Annotated in this window: 15 protein-coding genes; 9 read left to right on the top strand and 6 right to left on the bottom strand. The window is 68.1% G+C overall.

Annotated features, from left to right (window positions below; all coding sequences use genetic code 11):
- Positions 1-44: 44 nt before the first annotated feature.
- Positions 45-1,877, top strand: a complete 1,833-nt coding sequence (locus tag ACTIF2_RS02460) for a methyl-accepting chemotaxis protein (protein WP_439495426.1) — start codon at positions 45-47, stop codon at positions 1,875-1,877.
- Between the two features lie 150 nt (positions 1,878-2,027).
- Positions 2,028-4,313, top strand: coding sequence for an NADP-dependent malic enzyme (locus ACTIF2_RS02455; RefSeq protein ID WP_439495425.1), 2,286 nt, complete (start codon positions 2,028-2,030; stop codon positions 4,311-4,313).
- A gap of 149 nt (positions 4,314-4,462) precedes the next feature.
- On the opposite strand, the gene ACTIF2_RS02450 is transcribed toward ACTIF2_RS02455, so the two are convergent.
- Positions 4,463-4,765 (bottom strand): plasmid stabilization protein, encoded by a 303-nt coding sequence (locus ACTIF2_RS02450; RefSeq protein ID WP_439495424.1) that lies wholly within the window; start codon positions 4,763-4,765, stop codon positions 4,463-4,465.
- A gap of 221 nt (positions 4,766-4,986) precedes the next feature.
- Here ACTIF2_RS02450 and ACTIF2_RS02445 point away from each other — a divergent pair, with 221 nt between their 5' ends.
- Entirely contained in the window at positions 4,987-6,048 is a 1,062-nt protein-coding gene (locus ACTIF2_RS02445; RefSeq protein ID WP_439495423.1) for a class I SAM-dependent methyltransferase, read from the top strand.
- Positions 6,049-6,066: 18 nt separating this feature from the next.
- On the opposite strand, the gene ACTIF2_RS02440 is transcribed toward ACTIF2_RS02445, so the two are convergent.
- From ACTIF2_RS02440 to ACTIF2_RS02420, 5 genes are all read right to left on the bottom strand, one after another.
- On the bottom strand, positions 6,067-6,273 hold the full coding sequence (locus ACTIF2_RS02440; protein WP_439495422.1) for a hypothetical protein: 207 nt from the start codon (positions 6,271-6,273) through the stop codon (positions 6,067-6,069).
- Positions 6,274-6,350: 77 nt separating this feature from the next.
- Positions 6,351-7,409, bottom strand: coding sequence for an HlyD family secretion protein (locus ACTIF2_RS02435; protein ID WP_439495421.1), 1,059 nt, complete (start codon positions 7,407-7,409; stop codon positions 6,351-6,353).
- Between the two features lie 14 nt (positions 7,410-7,423).
- Entirely contained in the window at positions 7,424-9,055 is a 1,632-nt protein-coding gene (locus tag ACTIF2_RS02430) for an MFS transporter (protein ID WP_439495420.1), read from the bottom strand.
- Positions 9,052-9,510, bottom strand: a complete 459-nt coding sequence (locus tag ACTIF2_RS02425) for a MarR family winged helix-turn-helix transcriptional regulator (protein WP_439495419.1) — start codon at positions 9,508-9,510, stop codon at positions 9,052-9,054. The genes ACTIF2_RS02430 and ACTIF2_RS02425 overlap by 4 nt, the downstream gene beginning before the upstream one ends.
- Positions 9,511-9,637: 127 nt before the next feature.
- The gene (locus ACTIF2_RS02420; RefSeq protein WP_439495418.1) at positions 9,638-10,783 is read right to left on the bottom strand and encodes an amidohydrolase; all 1,146 of its coding nucleotides are present in this window, start codon (positions 10,781-10,783) and stop codon (positions 9,638-9,640) included.
- 254 nt (positions 10,784-11,037) lie between these two features.
- Here ACTIF2_RS02420 and ACTIF2_RS02415 point away from each other — a divergent pair, with 254 nt between their 5' ends.
- The 6 genes from ACTIF2_RS02415 to ACTIF2_RS02390 are packed head-to-tail and all read left to right on the top strand — an operon-like array spanning position 11,038 to position 17,232.
- Positions 11,038-12,171, top strand: a complete 1,134-nt coding sequence (locus tag ACTIF2_RS02415; protein ID WP_439495417.1) for a mandelate racemase/muconate lactonizing enzyme family protein — start codon at positions 11,038-11,040, stop codon at positions 12,169-12,171.
- Positions 12,158-13,204: an ABC transporter ATP-binding protein gene (locus tag ACTIF2_RS02410; RefSeq protein WP_439495416.1), complete on the top strand. Its 1,047-nt coding sequence runs from the start codon at positions 12,158-12,160 to the stop codon at positions 13,202-13,204. The genes ACTIF2_RS02415 and ACTIF2_RS02410 overlap by 14 nt, the downstream gene beginning before the upstream one ends.
- A complete protein-coding gene (locus tag ACTIF2_RS02405) occupies positions 13,201-14,187 on the top strand; it encodes an ABC transporter ATP-binding protein (RefSeq protein ID WP_439495415.1) in 987 nt (328 codons plus the stop codon). The genes ACTIF2_RS02410 and ACTIF2_RS02405 overlap by 4 nt, the downstream gene beginning before the upstream one ends.
- Positions 14,168-15,145 (top strand): NAD-dependent epimerase/dehydratase family protein, encoded by a 978-nt coding sequence (locus ACTIF2_RS02400; RefSeq protein ID WP_439495414.1) that lies wholly within the window; start codon positions 14,168-14,170, stop codon positions 15,143-15,145. The genes ACTIF2_RS02405 and ACTIF2_RS02400 overlap by 20 nt, the downstream gene beginning before the upstream one ends.
- Positions 15,138-15,596 (top strand): RidA family protein, encoded by a 459-nt coding sequence (locus ACTIF2_RS02395; protein WP_439495413.1) that lies wholly within the window; start codon positions 15,138-15,140, stop codon positions 15,594-15,596. Before ACTIF2_RS02400 ends, ACTIF2_RS02395 begins: the two co-directional genes overlap by 8 nt.
- A 43-nt stretch (positions 15,597-15,639) precedes the next feature.
- Positions 15,640-17,232 carry an ABC transporter substrate-binding protein gene (locus tag ACTIF2_RS02390; protein WP_439495412.1) on the top strand — a complete coding sequence of 531 codons (1,593 nt, stop codon included), beginning with the start codon at positions 15,640-15,642 and terminating at the stop codon, positions 17,230-17,232.
- The last annotated feature ends 24 nt before the right edge of the window (positions 17,233-17,256 follow it).

The raw sequence follows: 17,256 nt of genomic DNA, 5'->3' as shown, positions 1-17,256 counted from the left end.
ATTGAACGCACCGTCGAATCGCCATCCCGGCGCAAGGCGCGTTCATGCTGCTTCTGATCGACCTCATTCAGAGCCTGTCCTTCCTGCTGTTGGCGGCCCTGATCCTGACGGTCGTCGCGCCCTGGATCGATGGCCGCCCGTGGCTGCGCCAGATCGTGGTCGGTGTCCTCTTCGCGGTCGGCGCCTTGCTCAGCATGGCGAACCCCTTCGTGCTGCAGCCCGGCGTCGTCGTCGATTCGCGCAATGTCTTCGCCATCCTGGCCGGCGCGGTCGGCGGCCCGCTCGCAGCCCTGCTCACCGCCGCTCCCCTGGTGGCGATGCGCTATGCCAATGGCGGAGCAGGCATGGCGACGGGAATCGCCGGGATCGTGCTTCATGCGCTGGCGGGCGTCGCCTATGCCGCCTGGCTGGCGCGCCGCAGGCGGCCGCTGGCCTTGCGCGACCTTGCGGCGCTGAGCGTGATCGGCGCCGGCTGCCTGCTCGCCTCGATTGTCGTCATGCCGAGCTGGGCGGTTGCCGAGCGTTTCCTGCGCGAGGCCGTGCCGACCATGATGGCGGTCAGCGCGGCCGGCACGATGCTGGTCGGGCTGGTGATCACCAATGACCGCGAACGGCGGGAGACAGCCTATCGGCTGCGCACGCTGATGCAGCGGGCGCCAGGCACGCTCTATCAGCGCGTCGTCCGGCCGGACGGCTCGCTGAGCTATCAGTTCGCCTCCTTCGCCATCGACCGCCTGCTCGGCATCGGCAAGGAGGAGGTCGAGCGCGATCCGGAGGTCTGGCTCGGCAAGATGCTGCCGGAGGACCGCGCCCGCTTCGAGGCCCAGAGGGCCTCCCCGCAGCAGGCCGCCGAGCTCTGGCGCTTCGAGGGACGTTATCAGGCGCCGGAAGGCAGGATCGTCTGGCTGCGCAGCGAGGCCACGATGCGCAGGCTCGCCGACGGAACGATGATCTGGGACGGTATCCTGCTCGATGTCACCGACGAGAAGTCGCTGGAAGCCCGGCAGCAGGATTTCGAGGAGCAGCGCAAGGCGGCGCTGACCGAGCTCGCTGGCAATCTTGAGGTCACCGTCGGCAAGGCGCTGGAGCAGGTCGGCATCTCGGCGCGCGACATGCACGAGGCCGCGAGCCTGATGGCGCAGAACGCCAACCGGACGGCATCGCGCGCCGTCGATGTCACCCGCCAGGCCGAGAGCGCCTCCCAGCGCGTCGGCAGCGTCGCCACCGCGGCCGAGGAGATCGACGCCTCGATCCGCGAGCTGACGCGCCAGACCATGCATGCCGACGAGACCGCTCGCGAGGCGGCGAGCTATGTCCGTTCGACCCGCCGCGACGTCTCGGGGCTGACCGAGGCGGCCGACAAGGTCAGCAGCGTGCTCGCCTTCATCGAGGACATCGCCTCGCGCACCAACCTGCTGGCGCTCAACGCCACGATCGAGGCCGCGCGCGCCGGCGCGGCCGGGCGCGGCTTCGCGGTCGTGGCGGGCGAGGTGAAGAACCTCGCCGAGCAGACGCAGAAGGCGACGCGCGACATTGCCGAGACCTTGCAGGATATCCGCTCCGCGGCTGCGACCGCATCGGACGCCATCGCCCATATCGAGGGCACGATGAGCGTGATCGAGCAGACCTCCGGCACGATCGCGGGTGTCGTCGGTCGCCAGGCCGGCATCGTCTCCACCATCGCCTCCGACGCCCTGCTCGTCGCCGGCAGCACCAATGCCGTCAGCGCCAGCGTCGGCAGCGTCGGGGACGAGGCGCGCATCACCGGCGAGACGGCCGTGCGCGTGGTCGAGGTCGCGCGCCAGGTCAGCGACCAGACCGTGGCGCTCGACCGCTATGTCGGCGATTTCGTCCGCAGCGTACGCGGCCGGCTCTAGGCGTCCCTCGGGCCGCAAGGCGGCGCGCGCCGCTGCGTCATTTTCGCTCCCTCGTCATGACGCCTGATCCGCGATCGCGCCTTGTGGAGCGCCGCCGCGCTGCCTTAAGGTCCGCCTCCCCTCAGGAAACGCTCACAAAAAGAATATCGCATGACCGACCAGCCGCCGATCAAACGCGCCCGCCCGACCTTCACGGACCAGGAGGCGTTGCTGTTCCACTCCCAGGGACGGCCCGGCAAGCTCGAGATCGTGCCGACCAAGCCGATGGCGACGCAGCGCGACCTGTCGCTGGCCTATTCGCCCGGCGTCGCCGTGCCGGTGCTGGCGATCGCCGAGGATCCCTCGAAGGCCTATGACTACACGACGCGCTCCAATCTCGTCGCGGTGATCACCAACGGCACGGCCATTCTCGGGCTCGGCAATCTCGGTGCGCTCGCCTCCAAGCCGGTGATGGAAGGCAAGTCGGTCCTGTTCAAGCGCTTCGCCGATGTCGACTCGATCGACCTCGAGATCGACACCGAGGACCCGGACAAGTTCATCGAGGCGGTGCGCTATCTCGGCCCCTCCTTCGGCGGCATCAATCTCGAGGACATCAAGGCGCCGGAATGCTTCATCATCGAGCAGCGCCTGCGTGAATTGATGGACATCCCGGTCTTCCATGACGACCAGCACGGCACCGCGATCATTGCCGCCGCCGGCCTGATCAACGCGCTCGACCTGACCGGCCGCGACGTCAAGTCGACCAGGCTCGTGATCAACGGCGCGGGCGCCGCCGCCATCGCCTGCACCGAGCTGCTCAAGGCGATGGGCTTCAAGCCCGACAACGTCATCCTCTGCGACACCAAGGGCGTGATCTATCAGGGCCGCACCGAGGGCATGAACCAGTGGAAATCGGCCCACGCGGCCATCACCGACCGGCGCACGCTCGCCCAGGCGATGGAGGGCGCCGACGCCTTTTTCGGCCTCAGCCAGAAGGGCGCGGTCACGTCCGAGATGGTCGCCTCGATGGCGAAGAACCCGATCATCTTCGCCATGGCCAATCCCGATCCGGAGATCACCCCGGAAGAGGTCGCGGCCATTCGCAGCGACGCCATCATGGCGACGGGCCGTTCCGACTACCCGAACCAGGTCAACAACGTCCTCGGCTTCCCCTTCATCTTCCGTGGCGCGCTCGATGTCCGCGCCACCACCATCAACATGGAGATGAAGATCGCCGCCGCCGAAGCGCTCGCCTCGCTGGCGCGCGAGGACGTGCCCGACGAGGTCGCCGCCGCCTATCAGGGTGCGCGCCCGCGCTATGGCAAGGACTACATCATCCCCGTCCCCTTCGATCCGCGGCTGATCCATGTCGTGCCGATCGCCGTCGCCAAGGCGGCGATGGAGACCGGCGTCGCCGGCAAGCCGATCGTCGACATGGTCGCCTACAAGGCGCTGCTCTCGGCGCGGCGCGACCCCGTCGCCGGTACGCTCAACCGCATCTTCGAACGCGTCCGCCGCTATCCCAAGCGCGTCGTCTTCGCCGAGGGCGAGGAGGAGCAGGTCATTCGCGCCGCGATGTCCTTCGTCAATCAGGGACTGGGCCACGCGATCCTGGTCGGCCGCGAGGACCGCATCACCGAGACCGCGACCTTCCTCGGCGTCGATCTCGAATCGCGTGGCATCGAGATCCAGAACGCCAGGCTCTCCCATCGCAACAGCGCCTATGGCCAGTATCTCTACGAGCGGCTGCAGCGGCAGGGCTACCTGTTCCGCGACTGCCAGCGCCTGATCAACCAGGACCGCAACCATTTCGCCGCCGCCATGGTCGCGCTCGGCGATGCCGACGCGATGGTGACCGGCGTCACCCGCAACTACTCGATCGCATTGGAGGAGGTCCGCCGCGTCGTCGATGATCGGCCGGGTCATCGCCTGATCGGCGTCTCGATCGTTCTGTCGCGCGAGCGCACCGTGCTCGTCGCCGACACCGCCATCACCGAGATGCCGACCGCACAGGAACTCTCCGAGATCGCGATCGAGGCGGCCGGCGTCGCGCGCCGCCTCGGTTATGAGCCCAAGGTCGCCATGCTCGCCTTCTCGACCTTCGGACACCCTGCCGGCGAGCGCTCCGAGAAGGTGCGCGAGGCCGTGGCCATCCTCGACCAGCAGCGCATCGATTTCGAGTATGACGGCGAGATGGCCGCCGATGTCGCGCTCAATCGCGACCTGATGAGCCAGTACCCGTTCTGCCGGCTCACCGGCCCTGCCAATGTCCTGATCATGCCGGCGTTCCACTCGGCCTCGATCTCGACCAAGATGCTGCAGGAGCTCGGCGGCTCGACCGTGATCGGGCCGCTCATCGTCGGCCTCGACAAGCCTGTGCAGATCGTGCCGCTCGGCGCCAAGGATTCCGACATCGTCAACATGGCGGCGCTCGCGGCGTTCAACATCGGCGGGTGAGGTATCTGCGCGTCGGGGAGGGCACGGCGTCATGCTCGGGCTTGTCCCGAGCACCCACGTCTTGAACGGCTGTTACGGGCGAAGACGTGGATGGTCGCCACAAGGGCGACCATGACGGAGCAGGTCGCACCGCTCGGAGAAACAGGGCCTCAGGACGCCTTCTTCTTCCGGGTCTCGGCCGCCTTCTTGGCCGAGGCCGAGCGCTCCGCCGCTGGTCTGGAGGCCGCGGCCTTGCCGCCGATCTTGCCGCCGCGCTTCGAGGCGCTCTTGGTGTCGAGTGTGCCGCGGCCCGAGCCCGATTTGTTGCCGCCGCCGCTTTCCTTGTTGACGGTGGCCCAGGCGCGCCGCTCGGCCTCGTCATGCGAGACGCCGCGGTCCTCATAGTCTTCCTCGATATGCTCGGCCTTGCGCTTCTGCTTGTCGGTATAGGCGGATTTGTCGCCGCGCGGCATGGCTGCCTCCTGCCTGCGGGTCTTCGCTCGCAACGCGATGAACGCGACGAGGTTCCCGTCCCCGGAGGCGGGCGGCAGGTCTTCCAGGAGGCTTGGTGTTGCGTCCTGAAATTGCCATCGACAGGGCGGAGCATCGCCGCGCTGGCCTTCCCGATAACCCAAATCAAAAAGCGGGATTCACTCGCTCAGGCCGGTGAATCCGCATCGAACGGGAGGATACGATGCGCGAACCTGACATGCAGAAGCTCGATGCCCTGATCGGCAACCTCGTCGGCGATGTCGGCGCCTCGGTCTCCGGCGCCCTGGTGGTGCTGGGCGACCGCCTCGGCCTGTTCAAGGCGATGGCCGACGGGACGCCCGTCAGCCCGACCGAACTCGCCGAGAAGACCGGCCTCAAGGAGCGCTATCTGCGCGAATGGCTCTCGGCCCAGGCGGCGGCCGGCTACGTGACCTATGACGAGGGCGAGGATCGTTTCAGCCTGACGCCGGAACAGGCCATGGTCTTCGCCGAGGACGACAGCCCGGCCTTCTTCGCCGGCGCCTTCGAGATCGTCCAGTCCATGTGGGTCGATGAGCCGAAGGTCGCCGAGGCCTTCCGGACCGGCAAGGGTTTTGGCTGGCACGAGCACAGCAATTGCCTGTTCCGCGGCACCGAGCGCTTCTTCCGGCCCGGCTACAACACCCATCTCGTGGCGGACTGGATTCCGGCGCTGGACGGCCTCGCCGAGCGCCTCGAGGCCGGGGCGCGCGTCGCCGATGTCGGCTGCGGCCATGGCGCCTCGACCGTCCTGATGGCCAAGGCCTATCCGAACTCGCATTTCACCGGGTTCGACTATCACGAGCCGTCGCTCGAACGCGCCCGGGCCGCGGCCGACGAGGCCGGGCTTGGCGATCGCGTCAGCTTCGCCCGGGCCAGCGCCAAGGATTTCCCGGCCGGCCCCTGGGACCTGGTCGCGATGTTCGATTGCCTGCACGATATGGGCGATCCGGTCGGCGCCGGCCGGCATGTCAAGGAGACGCTCGCTCCGAACGGCACCTGGATGGTCGTCGAGCCCTTCGCCCATGACAGCCTGAAGGACAATCTCAACCCGGTCGGGCGAATCTATTACGGCGCCTCGACCCTGATCTGCACGCCGGCCTCGTTGTCGCAGGAGGTCGGCCTCGGGCTCGGCGCCCAGGCCGGCGAGATGCGGCTGCGCAAGGTCGCGCTCGATGCCGGCTTCAAGCATTTCCGCCGCGCCACCGAGACGCCGTTCAACATGGTCTTCGAGGTGCGAGCCTGAGCCCGGGTCGCCTGCGCCTCAGCTGGCGACGGCCGCGTCGTAGGCGTCCTGCAGCATCGCGCGGCAGGCCTCGGCCTGCTCGCGCGCGGAGGCGAGCGTGATGTGCTGCGCGATCTCGGCGAGGTCGCGCAGCGCCACGTCGACGGCGGTCAGGAGGTCGATGTCGAGCGGTTCCGGAACAGCGATCGGCTGCAGAGGCACGCGGAACTGGAGGACTTGACCCATGGGCGAACTCGAACTGGTTGCGAATCGAGCCGCCAGTGTCCTCGCCTTGCGTCAGGAAGAGGTTAACGCCGGGCCGCTCACGACGAGCCCGGCTCCGCCGCCGCGGCGGTGTCGATTCTGACCACGACCGACATGCCCGGCGCCAGCTGGGCTGCTTCCGGCTGCCCCTCGTCGATCGTGATCCGGACCGGCAGGCGCTGCGCGATCTTGGTGAAGTTGCCGGTGGCGTTGTCGGCCTTCAGCACGCTGAACTCCGACCCGGTCGCGGGCGAGAGCTCCTGGATGTGGCCGGTCAATGTCTGATGGCGCAGAGCATCGACGCTGAAGCTCACCGGCTGGCCGGTCCTCATGCCGAAGAGCTGGGTCTCCTTGAAATTGGCGATCACCCATTTCCGCTCCGGCACGAGCGTGGCGAGCTGCGTCCCGGCGGCGACATACTGGCCGAGCCGCGCGCCGATCTCGCCGAGCTTGCCGTCCTGCGGCGCCAGGATGCGGGTGTTCTGCAGGTCGATCTCGGCGAGCCGCACCGCGGCCTCCGCATTCTGCACGGCCGCCTCGAGCGACTGCCGGTTGACGACGATCGACTGCAGATCCTGCCGCGAAACCTCGAGCGCGGCCTCGGCCTGGCGCAGGCCTGCGCGTGCCTGGTCCTGCGTCAATCTCGCCTGGTCGGCCGTGCTCTGCGTCGAGATTCCTTTCCCGAGGAGCGAGCCGACCCGCCCGGCATTCGCATCGGCTGTCCGGAGTGCCGCCTGCGCGCTCGCGATCTGGGCCTCGCTCGCGCCGATCTTGGCCCGCGCCGAGCTCGCGCTCTGGTCGGCATTGGCCAGGTTGGCCTTCTGGCCCGCCAGCGTCGCCTGTGCTTGCTTGAGCTTCTGGTCGTAGATCCGGTCGTCGATCTGGATCAGCAGGTCGCCGGCCCTGACCGTCTCGAAGTCCTGCACGGCGACCGTCTTCACATAGCCGGCGAGCTGCGGGCTGACGATCGTCACCTGCCCTTTGACATAGGCGTTCTCGGTCGTCTCGATCGCACTGCGGAAGGGCGGCAGCTTCCAGGCGTAGAGCACGAGCAATGCGCCGGCGAGGGCGACGAGAAGGGCGATGGCGGATGCGGGCGAGCGAAGTGTTTTGAACATGGCTGGGGTCGGTTCTAGGCGGTGACGGGCTGCGGATCGGCAAGCGCCCGGCGCAGCGCCAGATAGAGGAGATGGGCGAGGAGCGCGGCCAGGGCGAGGCCGGCGATCCAGCTGATCAGCAGGAAGATGTCGTTATAGGCGAGGATGTTGGCCTCGCGCCGAGCTTGCTGGGCCAGCAGCGCCACGCCTTCGGCGTTCAGGAGCTGCGGGTCGTTCAGAACCCCCGCATAGGCTCGCCCGAGCTGGCGGACGCGCTCCGCGACGGCCGGGTCGGTGAGCATCAGGCGCTCGACCAGATGGCTCGAATGGAACTGCTCGCGCAGCACGACGAAGCTGCCGAAGAAGGCCGAGCCGATCAGCCCGCCGAGGCTCTGCGTGAACAGGAACACCACGATGAAGCTGGTGATGTATTCCGGCCCGCGCTTCAGGGCGGCCGTCAGCCCCCGCAGCAGCGAGGGCGGCAGGAACAGCGCGCCGCCAAAGGCGATCAGGCCCTGGCTGAGATACATGTTGGCCGGCCGCGTCAGGTTCGTGGCCTGGCTGTCGAGATAGGCGCCGGCGCAGATGCAGAGCAGCGCCACGGCATGCAGTCCCGGCACGCGCTCCGGCTTGAGCAGGGCCCCGCAAGCGATGCCGCCGGCCGCCGAGGCGAGCAGGATCACGACATAGAGGCCGGCGCTCTGCTCGTTGAGCAGGCCGAGCGTCTGGAACAGGCCGATCGCGCCCGATGTCTGCTCGGACAGGACGATGCGGAAGACGAGCAACACGGCGGTGAGATGCAGCACCTCCCGGCTCATCAGCCAGCGCACGTTCATCAGCGGCGTCTCGCGATTGGCCTCGATCGCGGCGGCGAGGCCGAGCGCCAGGATCGAGGCCGCCAGGCACCAGCCGATCCAGTTCGCCTCGAACCACCAGTAATAGCGCCCGAGCACGAGGACGACGGCGAGCAGCCCGAAACTCAGCGCGATCAGCGGGTAGCTGACGAAGTCGAGCCTGTGCAGCACCTTGGCATGGACGATCGGGGTGAGCGGCAGCAGGTAGACCACCGGCAGCGCGATCAGCGCCAGGCCCATCTCCATCACATAGAGCCCGTGCCATTGGCCGAGATCGAGCAGGGCCGGCGACAGCAGGCGCGCCAGCATCGGCGTCGCCGAGGAGCAGGCGAGCGCGAGGCTCAGGCCCCATGACATCTTCCGGGCCGGCGGGAAGGCATCGAGCATGTAGAGGAAGCCGAGCGTCGACATCGGCGAGCCGGCGATCCCCGCCAGGAACCGGATCGCCACGGCCGAACGCAGGTCCTGGACGAAGAGATGCAGGCTCGATGCGAAGACGAAGATGCAGAGGCTCAGCAGGGCGAAGCGGCGCAGGCCGAACTGGGTGCGCACCTTGGTCAGGATCAGGGTCAGGCTGACATTCGGCGCCATATAGGCGGCGATCAGCCAGGTCGTCTCGGTCAGCGTCGCGCCGAGCGCACCCTGGATCTGGGTCGTGTTGGCGGCGACGAAATTCATCCCCAGGCCCTGCGTCGTCCAGAGCAGGAGCGAGGCGGCGATGCAGGCGGCCGAGCGCAGCAGCGGGATCTCGGCCGGCGGCAAGGCGGGAGCCGGTTGCGTGGCCGGTGCGGAGTCGGAGGGGCGGTCGCTCATGACGGGACATGGCCGTCCATGGCGGCCTCGATATTCTCGACGACGCGGCCGAGCACGCGCAGCGCGATGCCGAGATCCGCCTCGTCGACGCCGCGCAGCATGAAGCCGCCGACGACGCGCGAGAGCGCCTCGATCTGCTGGACCTCGCTGCGGGCGGTCTCGGTCAGCGAGAGCTGCTTGGCCCGGCGGTCTCCCGCGCTGGCGCCGCGCTGGATCAGGTCCTGCTTCTCCATCCCGTCGAGCAGCCGGACCATGGTCGGGCTTTCGATCGCCAGGATCTTCGCCAGCTCGCTCTGGTTGATGCCGGGATTGCGGGAGATCTGGACCAGTGCCCGCGCCCTGGCGAGCGTCAGCCCGCGCTGCCGGAGCAGGCTGTCGAAGACGGTCTGCATCTTGCGGCTGCTGGTCGAGAGCCCGGTCACGAAGTCGAGCTCGAGCGTTGGGCGGGATGTCATGATAATTTATGTAGCATGCTAATTACGTGACATGCACATAATTGCAGCGACGCGATGTTGCAAGCGCCGCAGGTAGAGGGCTGCGACGCGCTGATGGTCTCCGCAAGGTTGGAGGTTGTTCGGACCCTCAGCCGAGCAGGTTGCGCAAGGTCCGCATGAAGACGCGCGAGCCGGGCTCGATCAGGGCGTCGGGAAAATCGAAATCGGGATTGTGCACGGGAGGCGTGTCCTCGCCGGAGCCGAGCAGAAACATCGCCGATTTCGCCTGGCGGCCGAACAGGCCGAAATCCTCCGAGCCGCGCTGCGGCGAGGTCGGGCCGTGCGGCAGCTTCTCGTCCTCCATGGCGCGGCGCAGATGCGCCACCGCCTCCGCATCGTTCTCGCAATGGTGGAAGACGTCGTGATAGCCGGTCTCGACCGAAAGGTCGGCCTCTCGCGCCGCGTCTCGCACCAGCGTCTCGGCGCCGGTGCAAAGCGCGCTCATCTGCGCGTCGGTCAGGGTCCGCAGGGTCGCCCAGATCTCGGCCCGGCCGGGCGTGATGCCGAAGGCGGCCTCGCCCATCGTCGCATGCGTGATGGTGACCAGCGCATAGCCGGCATCGAGCGTGCCGCCGCGGCCGAGCGCCGTCAGCGCCGGCATCAGCGCCGACAGCGTCCGCATCGGCGAGATCGCATGTTCCGGCGTGGCGGCATGTGAGGTCCGGCCGTTCAGCACGATCCGCAGCCCGCGCGAGGCGCAGTTCGCGGGGCCCTCGGAGACCGCCATATAGCCGAGCGGCAGGCCCGGCTTGTTGTGCAGCGAGAAGGCGTAGTCGGGCGCGATCTCGGCGAATTTCGGGTCTGCCAGCACCGCGGCTGCCCCGGCGCCGGTCTCCTCCGCCGGCTGGAACAGGAGGACGGCGCGGCCGCGCTGCGGTCGTGCGCGACCGAGCCCGCGCGACAGCGCGGCAAGAATCGTCATATGCCCGTCATGGCCGCAGAGATGGCCCCTGCCCGGCACTTGCGAGCGATGCGCGAGCTCGGCGATCTCCTCGATCGGCAAGGCGTCGAGCTCGGCGCGCACCATCACGGTCGGCCCCGCCTCGCGCCCCTCGTAGATCGCTGCCACGCCATGGCCGCCCAGCCCGGTGACGACCCGGTCCGGCGCGCTCGGCGAGAGGAAGTCGACCACCATTTGCGCCGTCTCGCGCTCCTCGCCGGAGATCTCCGGCTTGCGGTGCAATTGGTGTCTCAGCGCAACCAGTTCGACCATATCCGTGTTGGTGAGAAACATGCGGGCAGCCTCTTGCGATCGACCTGTTCGGGCGCGCGGCGCGCCCCGACCACAGGTTCATCAAGTTTTCCGCCGCGACAAGCCTCGCCGGCGCAGGCCGGGGGTCGAACGAGCGCCGTCCCGGGCTGGGCAAACCGGCCGCGCCAGCCGGCGATGGCGGCCGCGGCCGCTGTTGCGCTGGCTGATAAATTGGTTCATGATTGGCTCGAATTGATCCGGTATTGGCCGGGCACGGCACGCGGCGGAGAGCGTATATGCTGATCGACGATATCTCGTTTGTTCCGCTGCAGTCACAGCTTCCTGCCGGCGGCGCCTACGGAATGTCGAAATCGCTCGCCACCGCGCGGGCGACGACGCTGGTTCGGCTCAGGCTCGCCGACGGCACCGAGGGCATCGGCGAATGCTGGGGCATGCCGCAGGTGAACCTCGCGACCTTGCCTTTGCTGAAGGGCTATCTGATCGGAACCAATGTGCTCGATATCGAGCACTCCTTCTCCCTGATGCTGGCGCGTCATTATCATTTCGGCGTGCAGGGGCCGATGACCTGGTGCATCTCCGGCATCGACATGGCGGCCAAGGACGCGGCCGGCAAGGCGCTTGGCCAGCCGGTGCACCGGCTGATCGGCGGAAAGCAAGCTGAGCGGGTGCAGATTTATGCGTCGGGCGGCTATCTGACCGAGAACAGCGAGCGCGATTTCGAGCCGCAGATCGAGGCCATGGCGAAAGCCGGCCACCGCACGGTCAAGATCAAGATCGGCGTTTCGCCGGCCAATGACGAGGCGCGGGTGGCTGCCACGCGCCGCATCCTCGGCCCGGATGTCGAGATCCTGGTCGACATCAACTCGAACTACACGCTCGATCTCGCGCGCGAGAGCATCGCGCGGCTTGCGCCCTACAGGATCGGCTGGGTCGAGGAGCCCCTGGCTCCGCAGGATTTCGCCGGCTACGAGATCCTCCAGCGCTGGAGCCCGGTGCCGATCGCGACCGGCGAGGCGCTCTACACCGCCTTCGACTTCAAGCGGCTGATCGACCGGCGCGCCGTCGACGTCGTCCAGCCCGACCTCTCGCTTTGCGGCGGCTTCTGGCAGGGGCGGCAGATCGCCCAGCTCGCGATGATGGAGCATCTGCGCCTGTCGCCGCATGTCTGGGGAACCGGAATAGGGCTCGCGGCGGCAGTCCATTTCGTCGCCTCGCTGCCGGTCTATCCGCACGCCAACAACATTCCGCGGCCGACGCTGGTCGAGTATGATCTCGGCGCCAACCCGCTGCGCGACTCCATCCTGAAGAACGCGCTGACGCCGGTGGATGGCCTGATCACGGTTCCGGATGCGCCGGGCCTCGGCATCGAGGTCGACTGGGATGCGGTCGAACGCCATGCCCTCCGCTGAAGCCGGTCATGGGAGCGGCCCGGCCGCGCGCCGGCCCGTGCTCGAAATCGATGATCTGAAAACCTGGTTCTACACCGACGCCGGCATCGTGAAGGCCGTAAACGGCGTGACCTTGTCGGTCGCTCATGGCGAGACGCTGGCGATCGTCGGCGAATCCGGCTCGGGCAAGTCGGTGACCGGGCTCACGGTGATGCGCCTGCTCGGCCGCCGCACGGCCAGCACCGGCGGCCGCGTCGAGGGCGGGCGGATCCGCTTTCAGGGCCGCGACGGCCGGCCCGTCGATCTGATCGCGGCATCCGATGCGGAGATGGCACGCGTCCGCGGCCGCGACATCGCCATGATCTTCCAGGACCCGATGTCGAGCCTCAATCCGGTCTTCCCGATCGGCGACCAGATCGCGGAGCCGATCCGCATCCACCAGAAGGCCGACCGCCGGACCGCGCGCAGGATGGCGATCGACCTGCTGCGCGATGTCGGCATCACCGATCCCGAGCGCCGGATCGACGCGTTTCCACATCAGCTTTCGGGCGGCATGCGCCAGCGCGTCATGATCGCGATCGCGCTCGCCTGCGACCCGGCGCTGCTGATCGCCGATGAGCCGACCACGGCGCTCGACGTTACCATCCAGGCCCAGATCATCGCCCTGCTGAAGCGCCTGCAGCAGGAGCGCGGCATGGCGCTGATCTTCGTGACCCACGACCTGAAACTGGTCGAGGAGATCGCCGACCAGGTCGCGGTCATGTATGCCAGCCAGATCGTCGAGCAGGGGCCGGCGGCCGAGGTGTTGGCCCATCCGCGCCATCCCTATACCAAGGCGCTGCTCGCCTGCACGCCGCATGGCGCCGGTCATGGCGCGCGGCTCGTGCCCATCCCGGGCGCCCTGCCGAGCCCGCTCGATCCGCCTCGCGGCTGCCGGTTTCATCCGCGCTGCAGGCTGGCGGTTCCCGAATGTGCCGAGGCGGTGCCGGAACTCGAGAGCGTCGCGGAGGACCATGTCAGCCGCTGCTTCCGCTGGCGGGAACTGGCATCGTGACACAGGCGAGCGTCAAAACCCTCGCCGATCGGAACAGCGGCCAGCCCCTGCTGAAGGTGGCCGGCCTGACCAAGCATTTCGGCGCCCATCCCGTTGTCCGCGCCGTCGAGGACGTCTCGTTCACGCTCGACAAGGGCGAGGTGCTCGGCATCGTCGGCGAATCCGGCTCGGGCAAGTCGACCATCGGCCGGCTGGTGCTGCGCCTGCTGGAGCCGACGGCGGGCGAGGTGGCCTATGCCGGCCAGGAGCTCGGCGCGCTGTCGCCGCGCGAGCACCGGCGCTTTCGCCGCCACATGCAGATGATCTTCCAGGATCCCTTCGCCAGCCTCAACCGGCGGATGACCATCGCCGACATGCTGGCCGAGCCGATCCGGCTGCATCGCGGCCTCGGCAAGGCGGAGGCGGCCGACGAGGCGGCGGCTCTGATCGAGCGGGTCGGCCTGACGCGCGAGCATCTCGGGCGCTATCCCCGCGCCTTCTCCGGCGGTCAGAGGCAGCGCGTGGCGATCGCCCGTGCGCTTGCGTCGAAGCCGGGCTTCATCGTCGCCGACGAGCCGGTCTCGGCGCTCGACGTCTCGATCCAGGCGGAGGTGCTCAACCTCCTGCAGGATTTGCAGCGCGATCTCTCGCTGACGCTGATGTTCATCAGCCATGACCTGTCGGTGGTCGAGGTCATTTCCGACCGGGTGATGGTGCTCTATCTCGGCCGCGTCATGGAGCTTGCGCCGAGCGCGGCCCTGTTCGCGCGGCCGGCCCATCCCTATAGCGCGGCGCTGATGCACGCGGCGCCGGGCGCGCGGCCGGCCGGCGAGCGCATCGTCCTGAAGGGAGAGATTCCGAGCCCCAGCGCGCCGCCATCCGGCTGCGTCTTCCGGACGCGCTGCCCCTTCGCCCTGTCCGACTGTGCCGAAGCCGTTCCGCCGCTGCGCGAGACGGCGCCCGGCCATTGGAAAGCCTGCATCCGTGACGACCTCACCCTCTGACATGCCGGCTCGCGGCGTTCTGGTGGCCGGCGGTCGCGGCTTCGTCGGCTCGCATGTCGTGCGCGCGCTGGTCCGTTCCGGGTATCGCCCCGTCCTGTTCGGCCCGGCCATGGCTGAGGACAGGCTCGCCGACCTCTCCGGCCTCTATGACGAGGTCGAAGGCTCGATCGAGGACAGGGAGGCGCTCGCCGCGGCCTTCGGCCGGTTCGGGCCGGAGTTGGTCGTATCCTGCGTGGCGCATGGCGTCGGCAGGCTCGGTCTGATGCGCTCCGGCGAGGCCGAGGCGGACGCTGCTTTCGCCGTCAATGTCTCCGGCCATGGCAAGCTCATCGACGCCGCCTGCGCGGCCGGGGTGAGCCGCATCGTCTGGACCAGCTCGACCGTCGTCTACGGTCCGGCTTTCGACTATGGCGATGCCCGCGTCGACGAGGACGACCGCTCCGCGCCGACCACCGTCTATGGGCTGACCAAGCAGATGGCGGAGGCGCTCTCGGCCTTCCAGGCGCGCCGGCACGGCATCGACATTGTCGGGCTGCGCCTGCCGCTGATCCTGGGGCATGGCCTCTGGTATCAAGGCGCCGCCAGCGCCATCGCCGATGTTTTCGCGGCGGCGCAGGGGGGTCGTGAGACGCGCGTGGCGTTCCACGACCGGCCGGTCGACCTGATGCATGTCGCCGATGTCGCCGATGCCGTCCTGGCGGTGCTCGGCCATGCCGGCCGGCTGGAGCCGGTCTATAATCTCAAGGGTTTCGAGGCGAGTGTCAGTGAGCTCATCGCCGAAGTGCGGCGCTTGAAGCCCGAGTCGCGCATCACGCTCGATCGCGTCGAGCCGGCGCTGCTGTTTCCGCTGATCGACGGCAGCCGGCTTGCCGCCGCGACCGGCTTTGTCGCCCGCCATGATCTCGGCGGCCTCGTCCGCAGCCTTCTGGTTCCTGAATTGGAGCACGCCCATGATTGAGCAACGCCTGAGCGAACTCGGCCTCGTCTTGCCGGACGCCGCATCGCCCTCCTTCAACTATGTGCCGGTGACACTGCATGGCGGCGTCGCCTATCTCGCCGGGCAATTGCCGAAGGTCGATGGCGAGGTGAAGCTGCGCGGCAAGGCGGGCGGCGCCGTTTCGCTCGAGGCGGCGCGCGGGGAAGCGCGGATCTGCATCCTGCAGGGGCTCGCCTGTCTGAAGCAGGCGCTCGGTTCCCTCGACCGGATCGAGCGTATCCTCAAGGTCACCGGCTTCGTCGCCTCGGCTCCGGGCTTCAACGACCAGCCGAAAGTGCTGGACGCCGCCTCCGACCTGCTCGGCGAGATCTTTGGAGAGGCGGGCCGCCATGCGCGTTCCGCCGTCGGTGTCGCCGAGCTGCCGCGCGACGCGGCGGTCGAGATCGAGATGATCGTGGCCTATCGCGACTGAATCCGGCTCCGGGGAGCGGAGCCCAAATGAAGGGGAGAAGACCATGTCCAGTTCCGATTTTTTTGACCTGATCGACCGGCGTACGCTGCTGGCCTTCGGCGGTCTCGCCGCTGCGGCAGCGATCGTCGGGCCCGCCAGGGCGGCCGAGCTCTATGGGCCGAAGGCCGACGGCGCGAAATCGGGCGGCACCCTCAATATGGGCCTCCTGGTCGAGCCTCCCGGCCTCGATCCGTTCCACCAGGCCGCCGATGCCCGGATCCGTCTGACCGTGCTGATCTATCAGGGCCTCTTCTATGAAAGCCCGGACGGCCAGCCCATGCCACTGCTTGCGGAGGGCTTCGATCTCTCGTCCGACCGGCTCGTCTACACCGTGCGCCTGCGCAAGGGCGTGAAGTTCCACACCGGCCAGCCGATGACCGCCAAGGACGTCGCCTATAGCTACAACTATATCCGCGACCCGAAGAACGGCTCGCCGGGCGCCGGCGACTTCGCCATGATCACCTCGGTCGAGGCGACGGACGACGCGACCGTCAAGATCACCATCTCGGCGCCCAACGCCGCGCTGCCGATGACGCTCGGCAACAAATATGGCGGCGTCGTCCCGGCCGGCTATTTCGACGCCGCCGACGCCAAGACGAAGCTCAACCAGGCGAGCGTCGGCACCGGCCCGTTCAAGCTCACGGAGTTCAAGCCGAACAGCAATGTCACGCTGGCGCGCAATGGCGATTACTGGGAGCCCGGCGTTCCCTATCTCGACAAGATCAACTTCGTCTTCGTGCCGAATGCCGCGAGCCTCCTGGTAGGCCTGCGCAACAAGCGCATCGACATCGCGACCCTGACCCGTCCGCAGGACGTCAAGCAGGTCGAGGGCGTCGCCGGCCTCGTGATCGAGCGCAAGCCCTCGTTCAACCAGAAGGCGATCGACCTCGGCGCCGAGCTGAAGCCGCTCGACGACGAGCGGGTGCGCCGCGCCATCGCGCTCGCCGTCGACAAGGACGAGATCATGCGCGCTTCGATCGGCGGGCTCGGCAAGGTGATCGGCACCATGGTCGCCGGCATGCAGGAGAGCTGGGGCGTGCCGCTCGACAAGCTGCCGAACCAGAAGCTCGATATCGCCGCGGCCAGGAAGCTGCTGGAGGAAGCCGGACACCCCAACGGCTTCGACCTGACCCTGACCTCGATCATCGGCTATGACTGGATGGACGCCGCCGCCGTCACCTTGCGCGAGCAGCTCGCCAAGATCGGCATCAGGCTCGCCATCCAGCGCGTCGAGCTCGGCGTCTGGGTCAAGAACTTCCAGTCGAAGCAGATGGGCTTCACCTTCAACGACTGGGCGACCGTCCCCGATCCGAACCTCCTGTTCTACCGCCACTTCCACAAGGCGCCGGAGGGCGCGGATTTCCGGAACTGGAAGAACGAAGCGGCCAGCGCCCTGCTCGACGAGGGCCGGGTCGAGAACGATCCGGCCAAGCGCCGCGAGATCTATGCGCGCTACCAGCAGGCGATGGCGCAAAGCGTGCCGACCATCATGCTGTTCTCCGCCGACCATATCGTCGTCAGGAGCGAGAAGGTCCGCAACTACGACCAGCATCCGACCGGCTGGTATTACGGCCTGGCGCGGACCTGGCTGGCCTGATTTTCCAATCGCGTGCGGCGCCAT

The organism is Allobosea sp. (assembly GCF_051860145.1).
Classification (GTDB): domain Bacteria; phylum Pseudomonadota; class Alphaproteobacteria; order Rhizobiales; family Beijerinckiaceae; genus Allobosea.
The sequence above is the reverse complement of the archived record's forward strand: the minus strand, read 5'-3'. Positions and strand labels throughout refer to the sequence as shown.

What these genes read in the sequence shown, in the direction of transcription:
- ACTIF2_RS02460 (WP_439495426.1), top strand. Translation starts at nt 45, where the DNA reads ATGCTGCTTCTGATCGACCTCATTCAGAGCCTGTCCTTCCTGCTGTTG.
- ACTIF2_RS02455 (WP_439495425.1), top strand. Translation starts at nt 2,028, where the DNA reads ATGACCGACCAGCCGCCGATCAAACGCGCCCGCCCGACCTTCACGGAC.
- ACTIF2_RS02450 (WP_439495424.1), bottom strand. Translation starts at nt 4,765, where the DNA reads ATGCCGCGCGGCGACAAATCCGCCTATACCGACAAGCAGAAGCGCAAG.
- ACTIF2_RS02445 (WP_439495423.1), top strand. Translation starts at nt 4,987, where the DNA reads ATGCGCGAACCTGACATGCAGAAGCTCGATGCCCTGATCGGCAACCTC.
- ACTIF2_RS02440 (WP_439495422.1), bottom strand. Translation starts at nt 6,273, where the DNA reads ATGGGTCAAGTCCTCCAGTTCCGCGTGCCTCTGCAGCCGATCGCTGTT.
- ACTIF2_RS02435 (WP_439495421.1), bottom strand. Translation starts at nt 7,409, where the DNA reads ATGTTCAAAACACTTCGCTCGCCCGCATCCGCCATCGCCCTTCTCGTC.
- ACTIF2_RS02430 (WP_439495420.1), bottom strand. Translation starts at nt 9,055, where the DNA reads ATGAGCGACCGCCCCTCCGACTCCGCACCGGCCACGCAACCGGCTCCC.
- ACTIF2_RS02425 (WP_439495419.1), bottom strand. Translation starts at nt 9,510, where the DNA reads ATGACATCCCGCCCAACGCTCGAGCTCGACTTCGTGACCGGGCTCTCG.
- ACTIF2_RS02420 (WP_439495418.1), bottom strand. Translation starts at nt 10,783, where the DNA reads ATGTTTCTCACCAACACGGATATGGTCGAACTGGTTGCGCTGAGACAC.
- ACTIF2_RS02415 (WP_439495417.1), top strand. Translation starts at nt 11,038, where the DNA reads ATGCTGATCGACGATATCTCGTTTGTTCCGCTGCAGTCACAGCTTCCT.
- ACTIF2_RS02410 (WP_439495416.1), top strand. Translation starts at nt 12,158, where the DNA reads ATGCCCTCCGCTGAAGCCGGTCATGGGAGCGGCCCGGCCGCGCGCCGG.
- ACTIF2_RS02395 (WP_439495413.1), top strand. Translation starts at nt 15,138, where the DNA reads ATGATTGAGCAACGCCTGAGCGAACTCGGCCTCGTCTTGCCGGACGCC.
- ACTIF2_RS02390 (WP_439495412.1), top strand. Translation starts at nt 15,640, where the DNA reads ATGTCCAGTTCCGATTTTTTTGACCTGATCGACCGGCGTACGCTGCTG.